Below are 17,196 nucleotides of genomic sequence, written 5' to 3'. Positions count from 1 at the left end.
GTTCTGTTCGTCATAACTTCACAATAATTTCCCACGACCTACTTAGGCGACAAGTCAGGCGGAAAAGGCAGGGCGTGTCTTTCTAATAATAATTCCAGATGAATTTTAATCCTTTTTTTGCCCGCCGGTTTTTTTCTTTAAAAACATGCTGATGGTAAACAAAATACCATCAAGAATAACTTCAATACCTGCGACCATCCCGGCATGGATTAATTTCTTGTCCGTATGGACGATTGCAAGTCATTGATTTTAATAAATTTTAATGAAGAATGCGCGAACGCTATGGCCTTGCTCCGCGACTTCGTCCATAATCCGCTGATGATGGACGTTCTGATGCTGTTTGTTTTGTCTGCCGCGGCCAAGCAAGCTGCCGCCAGTAAAACCGGACGTCGCCCTAATGATCAATAGTGAGGATATCTTGGAAAAAAAACCAAAAATTATTTTGTCGTCACAAGACCTGGAACGACTGGAAGCGTTGTTGTATGCCTTGGGTAATAATCTGTCACCGGACAAGGCTGCCTTGCTCGATGAGCTGGGCCGCGCCGAGGTGCTCGAGCCGCAAGAGATTCCACCGACCGTCGTGACGATGAACTCCACCGTGCGCTTCACGGTGGAAAACAAGGAGGAATTCTGCCTGACGCTCGTGTATCCGAAGGATGTGGAAGGCCAGGCCGACCGCATTTCCGTGCTGGCGCCCGTCGGCAGCGCGCTGCTGGGTTTGTCCGTGGGCGACAGCATCGCCTGGCCCATGCCGGGCGGCGTGGTGAAGGTCAAGATCGAGGAAATCGTCTATCAGCCTGAACGGGCTGGCGAATACCACCGTTAAGCGCAGCAAGCAGTAAGGCGGACGGCGCCTGCCGTTCGCCTGCCAGGCCGTGCCGGGACGGGAATTAACTGTTTCGCTGCACGCGCACCACCAGCCATCCCGCCACGACCGTAAACGTGACGATGATGGCAACGATGATCCAGAAGCCCTGCGGGTGCTGGGCCAGCGGAATTCCCCCCACGTTCATGCCCAGCATGCCGGCGATGATATTGATCGGCAAGGCCAGCACGGTGACAATGGTCAGCACGAACAGGCTGCGGCTGTTTTCCTCGTTGACGCTGGCGGCGATCTCTTCCTGCAGCAGCTTGATGCGTTCCTGTAGCGAGGACATATCGCTGAGCACCACGGAAAATTCCTCCGTCGACTGGCGCAGTTCCAGGCTGTCCAGCTCCGACACCCACGCAGGTGGGCGTTGCAGCAGGCGGAACAGGGCGGCCGGTTCCGGCGCCAGCAGGCGCTGCAGCCGCACCAGCACGCGCCGCATGGCGCCCAGGTCTTCGCGTTTCGGCACCAGGCGCCCGGCCAGCAAGTGATCCTCGATATCGTCGACCCGCGCCACGGCGTCGCGCACGATGTTGACCAGCACGTCCGCCTGGTCGCGCAGCAAATGAATCAGCAGCTCGACCGACGAGCGGATCGGCTCGTGGTTCTTGATGACGGCCTGGCGCAGGCGCTCGATCGACTGCAGCGGCGCGCGGCGCGCCGTGATGACGAGGTTTTGCGCCACGCTAGCCCACATGGTGGAAATATCGGATGCCTCGAACGAGAAATTGTGCACCACATCGTTGACCACGGCGATCAGGGTGTTTTCCGCCTGTTCGATGCGCGTCGAGCGCGACCCCTGGTGCAGGGTTTCATAGAATTCGTCGGCCAGCTGCGTATGCGTCATCAGCCATTTTTCGCTGGCCGCATGCGACAAATTGAAATGTAGCCAGACGAATTCCTGCGCCGGACGCGCCGCGCCATCGGCCAGCCAGGCCAGTGCCGCCGTCGAGTCGAGCGCCAGCGGTGGCCCGTCGCGGCCAAACAGGAAGCCCCAGACCAGGCCCGAGGTGTCCGAGCCGTAGGTAAAACCGGCAGTTTCCATCGCCATCGTGAATCTTTCTCGCGCAGTGTGATTGATCGTCGCGCGATTCTAATACACGGATATGTCGGGAAAATGACAAGGCCACCGCGAACGGTGGCCTTGGTGCTACTTGGTGCTGACTACAGCCGAGTATCAGCTGCGGTTCGGGTTATCCGGACGCCGGTCGTCGCGATTCGGCACGCCATCATGGTCGCGGTCATGGCGGTTGCCATTGTCGCGGTCATAGCGGTTGGGGATGCCGTCGCGGTCGCGGTCACCGTTTGGGCCCCGTGGCGACCAGCGGCCTTGCTCCATCTGCCAGCGGCCATCGCGCTGGTTCCAGGCGGGCGGCGCATACACGTAGCCGGGGCGTTCGGCGATCCATACGCCTGGCGTCCAGGCGTAGCGCTGGCCGCGCCATTCCCAGTGGCCCGGCGCCCAGGTGTAGCCGTGGCGCGCGCGCGGGATGGCTTCGCGGCGCGGCGGCGGCGGGGCGATGCGGATGTCGTCATAGCGCACGGGCTGCACTTGCGCGGCGACCCAGCCGCCCCGGTCCAGGCGCCAGCGGTTGTTCTCTTGTACCCAGGCGGCGCGGCGGTACTGGTTGCCGCTGCGTTCGCGCAGCCATTCACCGTTGTTCCAGACATGGCGCTGGCCATCCCAGTTCCAGTAGCCGGGCGCCCAGACATAGCCGGCGCGCGGCGCGGGTGCGCTTTCAAACCGTGGCGGAGGCGGGGCGTTGCCGACGACAATGCTGACGCCGAGCTGATTCTGTGCCATGGCCTGCACGGGCAAGAAAGCCGCGGTGCTGATGGCAAGCATGGCTGCTGCGTAGAGTGTGATGGGTTTCATGGTGTACTCCATTTCGGTGATTGCGTGAAATGGACTATAGGCGCTTGCTGGCGGTTTTTCGCCTTTGATTCAACTTATTACAATTGACACAATGCTGTGTGTCCGTGTATCCGTGGCGGATACATTTGCGATGCAAATGGCGGCCTGGCGCGGCGGTCATCAAGCGGGCGCCAGGCGGCGTGGTGTCAGCATCGGTGGCTCACAGGGTGCTGGCGGTGGCGTTGCCCAGCAAGGCTTGCCGTTCCTCGATCAGCGAGATTTTCTTTTCCGATTCCGTCATGCGCTTGGCGCTGACCGTCACGACGGGGATGGCGCTCGCTTGCGCCACATCGGCAGCCTTGGCGGCCGATGGCTGCATGAAGCTGGCATAGCTGGCACCGCAGGCGATGGCGACGGCGACGGTGAAGATGGCTTCCATGTTTTTCAAGGCTTTCATGATGTTTCCTTTCGGGTGGCGGGTGGGTATGCATGCACTGTAGCCAGGCGCGGGCCGCTGCGCCATGCGGATGCGACCAGCCGTGGTTTTGGCGGGATGGCCTGCAAAAAAACGGCGCTGAAATGCCTGCGCGTGGGGCTGGCAAGCCGACCGCTTGAATTGAGGCCTAAATTGCCCTGTATCCGGGCATATGAATGTAATTGCCGCGTGGCATTATTTGACGCTGCACACTGCCGCGCGCGGCAAGTGCAGGGCCAGCTGTCCTGCTAGAATCGGCATGGCGGCCCCGTCGCGTGGATAAAAATATCATCAGGAGTCACATATGTTCCAATTGTTTGGTTTTGGCGGCGCCCGCTGCCCGCGCTGCGAGCACAAGAACGGCGCTGCCGCCGGCTATTGCGCGCAATGCGGCTTGTCGCTGGGAGCACCCGACAGCGACGCGGTGCTGCATGCCAATCAATGGCATCTTGCTGATGGGCAACTGGCACTGTTCTTTGGCGTGCGCGAACTGTCTTCGCTGTTCGGCAGCGCCGCGCGCCGCCTGCAGGTGCCGGCCGAGTCGCGCGCCTGGATCGTGCAATCGGACGCTTTCACCTTGATACCTGCCGGCGACTACGACAGCGCCGCCTTCTTTGCGCGCCTGCCCGCGCTGCTGCCGGCGCGTCCGGCCGAAGTGCTGATCGCGCGCGCCGACGCCGTCAGCCTGGAATTCGACTTGCCCGGCATGGCCAGCACGGAGCGGCTGAACGTCGCCGCATCCCTGCGCGTGGATATCGCCCTGGGCCAGCCCGATGCGTTCGCGCGCCAGTTCATGCGCGCACCGGGCGCCGTCACGCGCGCCCACCTGCACGCCCTGTTGCTGCCATCCGTGCGCCAGATTGCGCTGGAATTCATCGGCAGCCGCGCGCTGCGCGAGATGGAGGCGAATGCCGACCTGCGGCCGGAATTGAATGAACGCCTGCAATCGGCGCTGACGCAGCGCCTGGCGTCCAGCGGCCTGGCCGTGGCGCGCGTGGAAACCCTGGCGCTACGCCACGACAAGCGCGAAGGTGACGCCGGCGCCAGCATCGGCACCCTGTGGCTGGGCGGCTTGCCGGCGCAGGAACTGGAGCAGCACAGCCTGGAACGCATGAAGCAGCTCGACCAGCTGTATGACGAGGAAGAGTGGCAGCGTATCCGCCGCGAGGAACTGGCGGCGCGCCATGCGCACCGCCGCGCCGAGCTGCAGCAGGATGCGACGGTGGAAAAGGCGGAACTGAACCACCAGGAAGCGGAGCGCCTGCAGGCGCTGCGCGGACGCCAGATCGACTTGTATGGCCGCATCCTGGAAGCGAAATCGCGGCGCCAGGCGCTCGACCATGGCGCCGCGCTGGCGCTGGGCGAACTGGAACAGGAACTGGCGCAAAAGGGCGCGCAGCGCGCCGATGAAGCGGCCAACTGGGAACACGTGCGGGCGCTGGCCGCCATCAAGATGCGCAGCGAGCTGGAACTGTCGCAGCTGCATGGGCGCGAACAGATCCAGCTGGCGCAGCAGCGTTTCACGCATCAAGTCCACTTGCAGTCGATCGCGCAGCAAGTGGAAAGCGCGCTGCTGATCGATGACGAGACGGGCCGCCGCACCCAGCTGGCGCGCCTGCGCCAGGCGGAAGCGGATGCGGCCCAGCGCGAGGCGCAGCTGGAGGCGGAGCAGCACCAGGCCGCCTGGCAGGGCCTGATGCTGGCGAACGCGGCGCGCAAGCGCGAGGCCGAGCGGGTGCAGGAGTGGGAAGACCAGATGCAGCTGGCGCGCCAGCGCGAACTGCTGCGCGCCGAGGCGCACAAGGATGAAGCGGCCCAGGTGCAGGCGGCGGAAATCGCGGAAAAGGTGGCGGCGCTGCGGCGCGGCGGCGCGCGCGAAGACGCCATCGCGCAGCAGGAAAAGCTGCTGCGCACCATCGAGGCCGATGGCGTGCACGCGCGCCAGCTGCAGCAGCAAACGCAGCTGGCACAGCTCGACGCGCTGGCCATCGAGGAACAGCGCCAGCAGCTGCGCCAGCTGGAACAGGAAGCGCAATGGCAGCGCGATCTGCTGGCCATGGCGCAGCAGCGCGAAAGCGATTACGCGCGCTGGAAGGGCGAGTACGAAGCCCTGCTGGCGCAGCAGGCGCATGCGGCCGAACTGGCGCGCATCGACATCGACCGCATCGAGAAAATCGGCTCCCTGAGCGACACGGGCAAGGTGGCCATGGCCGCCGGGCAGAACGCGGCCGCGCTGGCGCAAGTGCTGAAAACGCAGCTGCAGGCGGGCATGAGCGCCGAGCAGATCCACGCGCTGGCGGCGCTGGCGGCGGCCGAGAATAGCGTCGCGCCGCTGGACGCGCTGCGCATGGCGCAGGACAGCGTGGCGCAGGAGCGCAGCTATCTGGAAGGCCAGGCGGAACGCGAACGGCGCCAGCAGCTGGACCTGATCAACCTGCAAAATGCGGCGCATGCGCATGGCCTGTCGGCGCAGGCGCAGCTGGGCGTGGCCGTGGCGCAGGCGCTGCAGCCAGGCGCGGCTTCTGTTGCCGGCGCGCCGGCCCGCTGCAAGAACGGCCATGCGCAGCGCGCGGGCCATCCGGAAGATAAATTCTGCGCCGCCTGCGGCGTTGCCTTGCAGCCTTGATGGAAGCGTTTCACCCCAGATGATGCAAAAAGCACGAGACAAACTGCGGGAACTGCGCGCCCTCCACGATGACGGGCTGCTCAGCGAGCAAGAATTTGAAAGCCGCAAGAACGCCATCCTCGACGCCGAGTACGCGCCGCCCGGCGCCGCACCTGCGCCCGCGCCGTTGCCCGTGCGCCAGGGCACGGAACTGGGCTTCATGACGGGCCAGGAAATCGGCCCGCAAAACCGCCGCTACCGGCTCGAACGGCTGATCGGCACGGGCGGCATGGGACAGGTGTGGCAAGCCACCGACCTGGCCACGCACGCGGAGCTGGGCAGCAGCGAAATGGTGGCGCTGAAGATCTTGCCGCCGCAGCTGACGCAGAGCGCCACGCATGCAAAACTGCTGATCGAGGAAGCCACCCAGGCACGCAAGCTCGCGCATGAAAACATCGTGCGCGTCTACGAGTGGGCGCAGGATCCGGCCACGGCCAGCTATTTCATCATCATGGAATGCCTCGATGGCGAAGACCTCGAGCACTATCTGGCGCGCGAGGGCGCGCTGCCGCTGTCGACCGTGCAGGAACTGCTGCAGCCGGTGGCCGACGCCCTGTCGTATGCGTGGGAAAAGCACAAGCTGGTGCACCGCGACATCAAGCCTGGCAATGTCTTCCTGACGGCGAAGGGCGACGTCAAGCTGCTCGACTACGGCATCGCGTCTCGCGTGCGCAATGCGGACAGCAGCCTGGCGCTGGAGATGCCGAATGCGGGCACGCACGGCTACCGGGCGCCCGAGGCCGGCGCCAACCAGCGCCAGCCCAGCCCGCGCCTGGACGTGTATGCGGTGGCCGTGATGATTTACCAGATGCTGGAAGGGCGCATGCCGTTCGACGACATGCGCAGCGCCAGCCACTTGCCGTCGGCGCCGCAAGCGCTCAACGCGCAACAGTGGCAAGTCTTGCAGAACGGTTTTTCCTTGACGGCGGAATTGCGGCCGCAATCCGTGCAAGCCTTGCTGGAAGGGCTGGAGCGGGCCGCCGGGCCGTCGCCCGAAGAACTGGCGGAACAGGCGCGCCAGCAGCAGGCGCGCCTGGCAGAGCAACAGCAGCAGGCGGCGCTGGCCGCGGAACAGGCCCGCGAGGAAGAAATCAAGCGGGCCCGGATACGCCAGGAAGAACTGGATCAGCGCCGCAAGGCGGAAATCCAGGCGGCCGCGCTGGAAAAGCAGCGCCAGGACAAACTGCGCCGCGAGCAGGAGGCGCAGCGCCATTTCGAAGCGGAAGAGGCGCGCAAGCTGCGCAAGGAAGCGCTGCGCGGCCAGCTGCGCGCGCGCCGCGAAGCCGACGCGGCCACCGCCTTGCAGGAACACCAGGAATTGCAGCGCAAGGCCATCGTCGCCAAGGCGGAGGCGGCCTACCGCGCCGAGCAGGAGCGCGCGCGCCGCGAAGAGGCCAGCCGCGCAGCGCAGCAGCAGGCGCCGGCCGCCGCCGCCGTGAGCGAGCCGGCGCCGGCGCCCGCACACGCGGAACCGGTGGCCAATGCCGAAGGCATCTTGCGCGATGATTTCCTCGATGGCGCGGGACAGGGGCCGGAACTGGTGCTCATTCCCAGCGGCCGCTTCCAGATGGGGGCGCACGAGACGGAGCACAAGGCGGCCTTGCAGGCCGGTTCGCAGCAGACCTGGCTGGACCGCGAAACGCCGCAGCACTGGGTCGGCATCGAGCGCCCGTTCGCGCTGGCGCGCCACCCCGTCAGCGTTGGCGAATGGCGCGCCTTCGTCAAGGCGACCGATTGGGCGGGCGGTTCGGAAACGGACTGGGACAATCCCGGCTTCGTGCAGAACGAGCAGCACCCGGTGGTCGGCGTCAGCTGGAATGACGCGCAGCTGTACCTGGCGTGGATGAGCGAACGCACGGGCCGCCAGTACCGCTTGCCCAGCGAAGCGGAATGGGAATACGCGTGCCGCGCCGGCACGCGCACGGCCTTCAACGTGGGCGACACGATCAGTACCGAGCAAGCCAACTACGACGGCCTGTATGTATACAACGGCGGCCCGCGCGGCGTGTACCGCGGCGGCACGACGCCGCTGGGCACATTCGCGCCGAATTCCTGGGGCCTGTTCGACATGCATGGCAATGTGTGGGAATGGGTGCAGGACGTGGTGCACGATAATTACGAAGGCGCGCCCGTCGACGGCAGCGCGTGGGAAGAGGGCAGCGACAGCAGCCGGCGCATCCTGCGCGGCGGCTCGTGGCTGTACCACCCGCGCTATCTGCGCTCGGCCTTGCGCAACGGCTTTTCCACCGTGCTGTCGAACGACATCGTGGGCTTTCGGGTGGCGCGCACGCTCGATTAGGGTGAGGACAATGAGGTTGTCATATCGGCCATCTTGGCGGATACTTCATGCACCTTAACCGTGCCGGAGTGTCCGTGTTCAAACGCCGCCTGCTGTCCATCGTGTTTGCCTGCCTGCCTCTCGCCGCCCTGGCCGGCGATTTGCCCTCCTATCCCTTCATCCACGCGACGGGCACGGCGTACAGTTTCGTCACGCCGGACCTGGGCGAGATCGATTTCGACGTCAGTGTCTTCGACCCGGCGCCGGACGTGGCCACCGCGCAGGTAGCGGCGCGCATCGCGGAAATCAAGGCGCTGCTGGTGGAGCAGGGTTTGCCCGAGGCGGCGGCCGGCATCGAGGTGCGCGACGTGCGCAAGGAGATCCGCAAGGGCGCCGAGCAGGACCCGGCCAACCCGCAGTACCAGATCAAGGCGAGCGTGCATATCAACGTGGCGGATTTGTCGAAATGGCCCGCCGTCATGCGCCCGCTGCTGGCCATGCCCAACCTCGATGCGTTTGCCGTCACCTTTGGCGCCACGGAGCGCATCCGCCTGGAAGAGGAACTGATGGGCGAAGCCGTCAAGGATGCGCAGCGCAAGGCCGATGCCATGGCGCGCGGCTTCGGCAAGCGCGCGGGCGCCGTGGCCGGCATCTCGTCGGACCAGCTGAAAAATCTGGGCAATGCGGTAGGCCTGGTGCCTTCGGACCGCTACAACCGCGCGAATAGCCGCCAGCGCCAGAACCCCGAAGACATGCTGATGGTCACCAGCCTCAAAATGGCGCAGACGGTCGACGCCGTGTTCCGTATCAAATGACCAGGTAGCAGGGCAGCAGGCTGCGCAAAGCGGGCAAACGGTGTAAATTGTGGCTTTCCAAACGCACCAAGGAACGCCATGACCATCAAAGCCATCCGCGATCAGTCGCAACCCATGCGCCACATCGTGCACGTGCGCGATCACATCATTTCCGCCGACGCCTCGGTGGCCGAAGGGGGCGGCGATTCTGGCCCCTCGCCGCACGACCTGTACGACGCGGCCCTGTCGGCCTGCAAGGCGCTCACCGTCGTCTGGTACGCCAAGCACAAGGGCATCCCCCTGGAACACGTGGAAGTGTCGACCGAGCGCGATGCCAGCGAAGAGCGCAAGGGCGTGTATCGCCTGGCCGCCACCCTGCACCTGACGGGCGAGCTGACGGATGCGCAGCGCGAGGAATTGCTGGCCGCGGCAGGCAAATGCCCGCTGCATAAATTGATGACGGCCGTGACGACCGAAGTGACGACGGTGCTGGCATGAGCGCGGCCATCCTGAAAAGCCACGAAAAAGACCTCGGTGGCGGCTTCGTCGTGCGGCGCCTGCTGCCCTCCGCAGTAAAACAGGCCGTCGGTCCCTTCATCTTCTTCGACCATTTCGGCCCCATCGACGTGGCGCCCGACGCCAACCACGACGTGCGCCCCCATCCGCATATAGGCCTGGCCACCGTCACCTATCTGTTCGAGGGCGCGATCGACCACCGCGACAGCATCGGTTCCTGCCAGCGCATCGAACCGGGCGCCATCAACTGGATGACGGCCGGGCGCGGCATCGTGCATTCGGAGCGCACGCCGCCCGACCTGGCCGGCCAGCCGCACCGCACGCACGGCTTGCAGCTGTGGGCCGCGTTGCCGAAGGCGCATGAAGAGGACGAACCGAGTTTCACGCACACGCCGCAAGCCGACATTCCCGTCGTGCCGCTCGATGGCGCCGTGGTGAAAGTGTTGATCGGCACGGCCTTTGGCGAGACCTCGCCCGTGCGCACCTACATGCAGACGCTGTACCTGGATGTGGCGCTGCAGGCGGGGCGCGAGTTGCGGCTGGAAGGCTTGCCGGCGGAAGCGGCGATTTATCCGATCAGCGGGGAAGTGCTCGTCGATGGCGTGGCGCTGGTGCCGCACACCATGGCCTTGCTGGAAGCGGGAGCCGCGCCCGTGGTGACGGCAGGCGGCGGCCCGGTGCAGTTCGTCGTCATCGGCGGCGAGCCGCTGGACGGCCACCGCTTCCTGTTCTGGAACTTCGTCTCGTCGAGCAAGGAGCGCCTGTCGCAGGCGGCCGACGACTGGAGCGCCCAGCGCATGGGACAAGTGCCGGGCGAGACGGAATTCATCCCGTTGCCGAAGGCGCCATTGCGCCCGGCAAGCTAGGCATCGTTCAGAAGCGCGCGCGCAAGGTCAGTTGCGCCTTGCGCGGTTCGCCATAGAAATTGCCCCACGCAGGCGCGCCCACTGTCTGGTAGTAGCGCTTGTCGAGCAGATTCGTCACGGACAGCGACGCCGTCCAGTTGCGGTCGATCTGGTAGGCGGCGCGCGCGCTCCACAAGGCATACGCGCCTTGCGCCACCGTGATGTTCTGCGTGACGCGCGAGCTCTCCGTCTGGAAGTTCACGCCGCCGCCCACGCTCCACTTCTGCAGGGCGCCGGGCAGGCGGTAGTCGCTCCACGCGCGCAGCATGTGGCGCGGCGAGTAGGTGCTGGCGAACATCACGCCCGCATTCGACGTGTGGTCCAGGTACTTGAAGTTGTTCAGCGTATAGCCGGCGAACAGCTGCCAGCCCGGCGCCACTTCGCCGCTGATTTCCGCATCGAGGCCTTCGCTGCGCACCTTGCCGGCCGAGAAATAGCACTCCGTGCCGCTGGAGCAGGTGTTGACCAGGTCGAGCTCCGCGCGGTTGCGCTGTTCGATGCGGAACAGCGCCAGCGAGGTGTTCACCTTGCCATCGAACAGCTCACCTTTCACGCCCACTTCCAGGTTGCGGCCTTTCAGCGGGTCGAGCAGGACGCCTTCGGCCGTGCGCTGGTTTTGCGGCTGGAAGATGTCGGAGACGCTGGCATAGCCGGACCAGCGCGGGTCGAATGCGTAAATGACGCCGCCATACGGCGTGACGACGCCATTTTCGCGGTACGGATCGATATACACCTCGCCCGTGTCGCGGTACACGCTGCTCCATTTGTAGTTCGACACGCGCGCGCCGGCCACCACCGTGAGCGGATCGCTGACGCTGAAGCGGGCCACGCCGTAGGCACCCGTCTGCGTCATTTTTGTTACGCTGGGATCGCCCCGGTAGCTGTTTTCACGGAACCAGGCATCGCTCGGTTCGGCCACGCCGTGATTGGGCCGCAGCGGATTGTTCGCTTGCTGCAGCAGGGCCAGGCTGAAATCGCTGTCGCTTTCCAGCCGGTTCGTGTTGATGCCGGCGCTGAAACCATGACGGCGGCCGAAGGCGTTGAATTTGCCATCGAGCGACAGGTCGATGCCCTTGTTGGTGCTGCCGTAGTCGAACACGCCGCCATACATCATCATGCCGGCCAGTGTGGCGGGATTGAGCGCGCCCTGGCTGAACATGTATTTCACGTCATGCCGCTCGCGCGTGTAGTTGGCGCTGGCCTTGAGCGACCAGTCGGCGTCGAAGCGGTGCTCGAATTCGGCGAAGACGGCCGTCTGCCTGCTATTCCAGCGGTTCCAGTCGGCGCCGAGGAAGGTTGCGCGGGGCAGTTTCGGATCGCTGCCATCGCGGTAGCGGGGCATGCCGGAAAAGAACGGCGTCGAGTGCAGTTTTTCGTAGCTGGCGCCCGTCGTCAGCTTGCTGCCCGGCGCCAGGTCGAATTCCAGCACGCCATACAGCACGTCGGTGCGGCTGTCGGCCACGTCATAGAAATAATCGCGCTGGTCGTGCGCGGCCACGGCGCGGCCGCGGATGCTGCCCGATTCGTTCAAGGGGCCGGTGACGTCGACTTCGCCGCGCACGTCGTTCCAGCGGCCTGCGCTGAGCGCCAGCTGCACCTGCTTTTCCGCCAGCGGGCGCTTGCGCACCATGTTGATGGCGGCGCCCGGCGAGCCCGTGCCCTGTAGCAGTCCCGTGGCGCCGCGCACGATTTCCACGCGATCCAGCATGGCCGTATTGCTGGTAAAGCTGTTTGCCTGCGGGTAGTACATGGCGCGGTTCACGCCGTCGAACTGGTACGTTTCGACCATGAAGCCGCGCGAATACACATAGCGCCCGCCCATGGGACTGTCGTACATGGTGATGCCGGTGGTATTGGCCAGCACGGCGTCGATGGTGTTGAGGTTCTGGTCATCCATCTTCTGGCGCGTGACGACGCTGACGGATTGCGGGATCTCGCGCAGGGTCTGCACGCCCTTGCCGACGGTGACGGCGCGCGCCGCATACGAGTTGCTGTGCTCACTGACAGGGTCGCGCTCCATGCTGGCGCTGACCGTCACGGGCGCCATGGTCTTTTCCACGCCGGCGGCCGAGGCGGAGGAGGGAGGGGCCTGGCGCAGCACGTAGGCGCCGTTCGGCAGCTGCACGGCTTCCAGGCCGCTGCCGGCCAGCACCTGGGCAAAGCCTTGGCTGACGTTGAAGCTGCCGCGCACGCCGGGCGAGCGCAGGCCCCGCGTCTGCGCGGGATCGGTCGACAGGCTGACGCCGGCGGCGACGGCAAAGTCGTTGAGGGCGGCGGCCAGCGGCCCGGCTGGCACGGCATAGGCTTGCGGCGCGGCGGTGGCGGCGACCTGGCCTTGCGCCAGCGCGGGCGCGGCGACAAAGGCGGCGGGGGCGGCGCAAGCCATGGCGATGACGGCCATGCGGATGGCGCGCGCGGCGGGATGGAGGACGGGGGTGGTCAATTGCATGTTCGGTCTTTCTGCTCGGAGGGATAGGAAAATGGCGTATGAATCGGCTTCTTACTTGTCAAGCCGAAGCAGCACATCGAAACACCAACCCCTGGCGCAAAAAAAACTGAAAATAATTATGCAGGCCGGGCCGACACCGTGGCCCAGTAGCGCGTGAAGTACGTCACTTGCAGCCCGTGCGAGGCGCACAGGCTTTCCAGCACGGCGTCGATGTCGTCGAGGCGGTAAGTGCCTGTGACGGGGCGCCGCGCCACACCGGCGTCGCACGCCAGGCGTCCGCGCCGGTAGCGCGCCAGTTCCGTGACCAGTTGTTGCAGCGGCCAGTCGGCGGCCACCAGCATGCCGCGCAGCCAGCTGTCCTGGTGCGCCGGCATGGCCTGCACGTCATCCGCGCCGGTGTCGCCAAAGCGCAGCTGCTGTCCCGCTTCCAGTCGGCGCACGGCATCCGGGCGCGCCGCGCAACGTACTTCCACGGCGTGCTCGAAGACGCTGACGGTGCTGCCATCGCCGTCGCAGCGTATGCCAAAGCGCGTGCCCAGCGCGCGGATCACGCCGTGCGGGGTGTCGACCAGGAAGGGGCGCGGGTCGGGCGCCGTCGTGATCATGATTTCGCCATGGTGCAGGCGGATGCGGCGCTGGGTGGCGCTGTAAGCGACATCCAGGGCGCTATCCGTATTCACCTCCATGCGTCCGCCATCGGCCAAGGTCACGTGGCGGCGTTGGCCCGGCGCCGTGCGCAAGGACGCCGTCAGGGCTTGCCATGGGCCGGACTGCAAGCCCGCCTGGCCCAGCGCGATGCCGCCGCCGGCCGCCACCAGCAGGACGAGTATCCTTGCGGCCGCGCGCCGGCGCTGCTGCGCCGCCTGCAGGGCGGGCATCGCCAGCGCTGCCGGTATCGTGCCCAGCTGGCCGTGCATGCGCTGCAGCAGATCCCATGCCCGTTCATGTTCGGCGCTGGCGTTTCGCCATGCCTGCAGGGCGGCCGGGTCGGCGCTGCCGCACTGGAGTTCCACATGCCAGTGGGCGGCGGCTGCCAGTATGCTGCGGGCGATGGGAATGGAAGGGGATGGGCCGAACATCAGCCGGCCGCCAGCATCAGGCATTCCGTGTAGGCGCGCACCAGGTGCTTTTTCACGGTGGGCAGGGAGACGCCGAGGCGCCGGCTGATGTCCACATAGCTCAGTTCTGCGATCTGCGCCAGCAGGAAGATGGCCCGCGTGCGCTGGCCCAGGCTGTCGAGCAGGCGGTCGATGGCGAGCAGGGTTTCGATGATGATGGCATGCGTTTCGGCGCTGATCGTCGTTGCTTCGGCTTGCTGCGCCAGCGCTTCCAGGTAGGCCTGCTCCAGCGCCTGGCGCCGGTAGCGGTCGATCAGCAAGCCGCGCGCAATGGTCGCCAGGTAGCCGCGCGGTTCGCGCAGGGGCGCCAGCGCTGTCACCTCGCGCTTGCCCAGCAGGCGCACGAACGTATCCTGCGCCAGGTCGGCCGCCTCGGCGCGGTTACCCAGCTTGCCGCGCAGCCAGCCATACAGCCAGCCGTGGTGCTCGCTGTACAGGGTGCTCAGGTGGCTGGTAGGGACGGGACTGACGGTGCTCACTGCGTTCTCCAGGCAAGGGAAGAGCTGGGCTGACGGAACGCGCGGTGCCGGCTGGCTGGGCTGTTTGAGAATGATACTCATTATCACATTGCCACGCCGCCGGCGTCAATTGGCGTCGCCGCCCAGGCGCCAGCGCAGCTGCCATTGTTGCAGATATGCCCAAGCCTGCTGCAGGGCGCTGGCGGACCAGTGCAGCAGGCTGTCGAACGCCAGCAGGGTGCGCCGCAGGTGGATGCCGTCAAAAAACACATGGTCGGCCACGACGGTGGCGGCCAGCCAGGCGGCGATGATGACGATGATGTCGTGGCGGCCGCTTTTCCACCAGCGCAGCGAGTGGCGGCGGAAAATCCACGGCACGCCCAGCGGATTGGGCCAGTCGGCCAGCAAATGCATGATGCCGCCGGCGGCAAAGCCGAACAGGGGCGGCGCCCACAGGTGGTGCGGCAATTGCAGGTACGTGTAGACGAGCAGGGCGATCCAGGCCAGGCCCCAGTGCGTCCAGGTGCGGTGCGTGATCCACAGCCGGTGCGTGCGCGCCCACCAGGCCACTTCCAGCCAGTCCGGCGCCGTGCCGCCCAGGGCACCCATGACAAAGGCGAGCATGCTCAGCACTTGATACGGGCCACCGGCGCCAGCGTGCGCGACCAGGGCTGCGGCGATCACGCCAGCAGCCCAACCGGTCGCATGATGCGCTTTATTGGAAGCCATAGGAAATGTAAAACGCCATGCGGGCGCTGTGTGAAGTACGGGGGATATTAACTGGATGAATATACAGTATGCAAGGGCGTGGAGGGGGGCTATTTGCAGAATATCTGCCGATAATTTGTTAAATTATGTGTCGGCATGGCTTGGCCAGCGGACTCGGCAAGTCATGCCGGGCGGTCAAGTGTATTGCGTGGCTGATAATGCAATTGGCGCAGGGCGCGCTATGCTGAAGGCAGTCCTGTGTTTTGAAGAGGTGTCGCCATGAAAATCCCGCGCGAATTGCAGATTCCCGCCATCGTGTTTACGCTGGAAGCGGTGTTTATACTCGGTCTGTCGATGATTTTCCTCGTGCTAGTACCCCGCTAGTGCCTTGCGGATAACTGCAGATTTACAACACTGAACAAAACCGTAGCGAGCGGAAGGGAGAGGTGGTCGAGAAGCGCAACCGTACTCGGTACGGGGGCGCCGAGCCGGTGAGCATCGCAGGCCGCCTATACCGACGCGCAGTAGGTTTGGTTCAGTGTCCCTATGCAGTTTGCATGGCGCTGTCGCACAGGGCAGCACCTTCGGTGCGGATGATCCAGCATTCCGGATACGGCTCGCTGGCGAAGCGGTTGTGTCGCGCGAAGCCGCTGAGCTTGTCGAGCGCGGTAGCGGGGGCCAGCGCCGTTTCCTTGCCGCTGGCCGTGTCCAGGTGCCAGAAGCCGCCATTGCGGTGGAAGAGCACGGGCAGGCAGCTAGCTTGCGGCGTGGCAAGATGGCTTGCCGGCGTGGGCTGGGTGTCGGGCAGCAAGAGGTAAAAACACTCGGCGCGGGCGCCGTGGTCGATACGGTGCAGTATCACGCCGTGCGCGAGCAGGGCCGTGACGCTGAGCACGACGATGCCCTTGATGCTGGCAGTCAATTCGATGCGCATGCCCAGGCGCAGGGGCACGGGCTTGTGCTTGCCGGGCCACACGCCGTCGAGCAGCACGCCGTAGCGCGAGACATCCTCGATTTCAAAGCCTTGCTGGCTGCGCCGGATGATGGCGTGGCGGCCCGACAGGCGGCGCGTCAAGCCATTGTTGTCCTGGCCGTCGGGGCTGAAATGGCTGAGCAGCACATCGGCTTCCGGGTCCACCAGTTCGAAGCGGCCCAGCATGCATTCTTCCAGCGCGAACAGGCGGATCTGGCGCTGCTCGCCCGCTTCCGGCGCTGCATTGACGAGGCAGGCGGCCTGGCTCGGGTGCGGATGGCAGTGGCTGGCGGCGGGCAGGTCGACTTCGATCAACTCCTCGTCCCAGGCGATGGTGGTAAAACCCATGTCGATCTTGCCTTGCGGCGCGGATAAATCCACGTGGGCGATGCCGGCATTGCGCGCCGTCACGTCGAGGTTGCAGCCGTCGCCCCCCGTCACGCGGGCGATCGATGCGTCATCGGCCATCACGCGCACGTTCTTGTGCGTGCTGAGGAAGATCTGGTGGATTTCCGTCAGGGTGGCGTCGCGGCGCGGCACGAGGATGACGAAGGTGCACACCCATTTCTGCGCCACGGCGCCATCGACGTGGCTGTGGACTTCCACTTCGATCTGGTATTGCCCGTGTTCCTTGTTGCGCGAGGAAAACTCGACAAACACGGGACGCCAGTCACCGCGCGTGGTGCGCACGAAATCATGCTGCACGTGCCCGCGGGGGATCAGGTCCGAGCGCAGGCGCAAGGTCAGCTGCGGCGCGCAGGCGGTGCTCATGCCGCGCAATTCCATTTTCAGGGTTTGCCGTCCGCCTGCCGCGCGCGGATCGAAGCCGCTGATGTGCAGGTGGGCTTGCACCGGCTGGTAGGCCTGCGGGCCCGATGGCGGCGCAACCGGCGTTGGCGTGAACGCCGGAGGCGCGGCGGAAGCCGGCACGGGGCTCGTCAGCGTTTGCATAGCAGCATCGCGAATAGCAGCATCACGGGCAGGGGCGTGCGAAAGCGCCGTTGCCGATGGCTCGGAACGGGCGCTGCGCAGTGCGGTCAACAGGTCGTAGCTGCTGGGGGCAGTCGTCGTTTGCGGGTGGTTGCCCGCGCAGACTGTTTCCCCAGGCAAGACCCAGAACGTACAGTGCGGGTG

The 17,196-nt window shown here is 65.5% G+C and carries 14 protein-coding genes; 6 read left to right on the top strand and 8 right to left on the bottom strand.

What is annotated here, in order from left to right:
• Positions 1–418: 418 nt before the first annotated feature.
• A complete protein-coding gene (gene rnk, locus O3297_RS11090) occupies positions 419–826 on the top strand; it encodes a nucleoside diphosphate kinase regulator (RefSeq protein WP_162835757.1) in 408 nt (135 codons plus the stop codon).
• A gap of 64 nt (positions 827–890) precedes the next feature.
• On the opposite strand, the gene O3297_RS11085 is transcribed toward rnk, so the two are convergent.
• From O3297_RS11085 to O3297_RS11070, 3 genes are all read right to left on the bottom strand, one after another.
• Positions 891–1,919, bottom strand: a complete 1,029-nt coding sequence (locus tag O3297_RS11085; protein ID WP_170846295.1) for a transporter — start codon at positions 1,917–1,919, stop codon at positions 891–893.
• A 126-nt stretch (positions 1,920–2,045) separates the two neighbouring features.
• A complete protein-coding gene (locus O3297_RS28765; RefSeq protein ID WP_346267571.1) occupies positions 2,046–2,744 on the bottom strand; it encodes a YXWGXW repeat-containing protein in 699 nt (232 codons plus the stop codon).
• Between the two features lie 199 nt (positions 2,745–2,943).
• Positions 2,944–3,180, bottom strand: coding sequence for a hypothetical protein (locus tag O3297_RS11070; protein WP_305048697.1), 237 nt, complete (start codon positions 3,178–3,180; stop codon positions 2,944–2,946).
• 322 nt (positions 3,181–3,502) lie between these two features.
• On the opposite strand from O3297_RS11070, the gene O3297_RS11065 reads away from it, so the two are divergent.
• The 5 genes from O3297_RS11065 to O3297_RS11045 all read left to right on the top strand — a co-directional run bounded on the left by O3297_RS11065 (position 3,503) and on the right by O3297_RS11045 (position 10,317).
• The gene (locus O3297_RS11065) at positions 3,503–5,824 is read left to right on the top strand and encodes a hypothetical protein (RefSeq protein ID WP_305048696.1); all 2,322 of its coding nucleotides are present in this window, start codon (positions 3,503–3,505) and stop codon (positions 5,822–5,824) included.
• Positions 5,825–5,843: 19 nt separating this feature from the next.
• Entirely contained in the window at positions 5,844–8,162 is a 2,319-nt protein-coding gene (locus tag O3297_RS11060; RefSeq protein WP_305048695.1) for a bifunctional serine/threonine-protein kinase/formylglycine-generating enzyme family protein, read from the top strand.
• 47 nt (positions 8,163–8,209) lie between these two features.
• Positions 8,210–8,956, top strand: coding sequence for an SIMPL domain-containing protein (locus tag O3297_RS11055; RefSeq protein ID WP_092605711.1), 747 nt, complete (start codon positions 8,210–8,212; stop codon positions 8,954–8,956).
• Between the two features lie 78 nt (positions 8,957–9,034).
• Entirely contained in the window at positions 9,035–9,433 is a 399-nt protein-coding gene (locus O3297_RS11050; RefSeq protein WP_092605709.1) for an OsmC family protein, read from the top strand.
• A complete protein-coding gene (locus O3297_RS11045; protein WP_305048694.1) occupies positions 9,430–10,317 on the top strand; it encodes a pirin family protein in 888 nt (295 codons plus the stop codon). Before O3297_RS11050 ends, O3297_RS11045 begins: the two co-directional genes overlap by 4 nt.
• 7 nt (positions 10,318–10,324) lie before the next feature.
• Here the strand turns inward: O3297_RS11045 and O3297_RS11040 are convergent, their stop codons facing one another.
• The 5 genes from O3297_RS11040 to O3297_RS11020 form a co-directional block, all read right to left on the bottom strand.
• Positions 10,325–12,547, bottom strand: coding sequence for a TonB-dependent siderophore receptor (locus O3297_RS11040; RefSeq protein WP_370385395.1), 2,223 nt, complete (start codon positions 12,545–12,547; stop codon positions 10,325–10,327).
• 374 nt (positions 12,548–12,921) lie between these two features.
• Positions 12,922–13,884 (bottom strand): FecR domain-containing protein, encoded by a 963-nt coding sequence (locus O3297_RS11035; RefSeq protein WP_305048692.1) that lies wholly within the window; start codon positions 13,882–13,884, stop codon positions 12,922–12,924.
• Positions 13,884–14,402 (bottom strand): sigma-70 family RNA polymerase sigma factor, encoded by a 519-nt coding sequence (locus O3297_RS11030; protein ID WP_305048691.1) that lies wholly within the window; start codon positions 14,400–14,402, stop codon positions 13,884–13,886. The genes O3297_RS11035 and O3297_RS11030 overlap by 1 nt, the downstream gene beginning before the upstream one ends.
• A 105-nt stretch (positions 14,403–14,507) precedes the next feature.
• Entirely contained in the window at positions 14,508–15,110 is a 603-nt protein-coding gene (locus O3297_RS11025) for a metal-dependent hydrolase (RefSeq protein WP_305048690.1), read from the bottom strand.
• 523 nt (positions 15,111–15,633) lie between these two features.
• A complete protein-coding gene (locus tag O3297_RS11020; RefSeq protein WP_370385394.1) occupies positions 15,634–17,013 on the bottom strand; it encodes an FHA domain-containing protein in 1,380 nt (459 codons plus the stop codon).
• Positions 17,014–17,196 lie beyond the last annotated feature (183 nt).

This window comes from Janthinobacterium sp. SUN128, from assembly GCF_030587275.1.
Lineage (GTDB): Bacteria > Pseudomonadota > Gammaproteobacteria > Burkholderiales > Burkholderiaceae_D > Janthinobacterium > Janthinobacterium lividum.
Note: the sequence above shows the minus strand (reverse complement) of the source record. Positions and strands in the feature narration are given on the sequence as shown.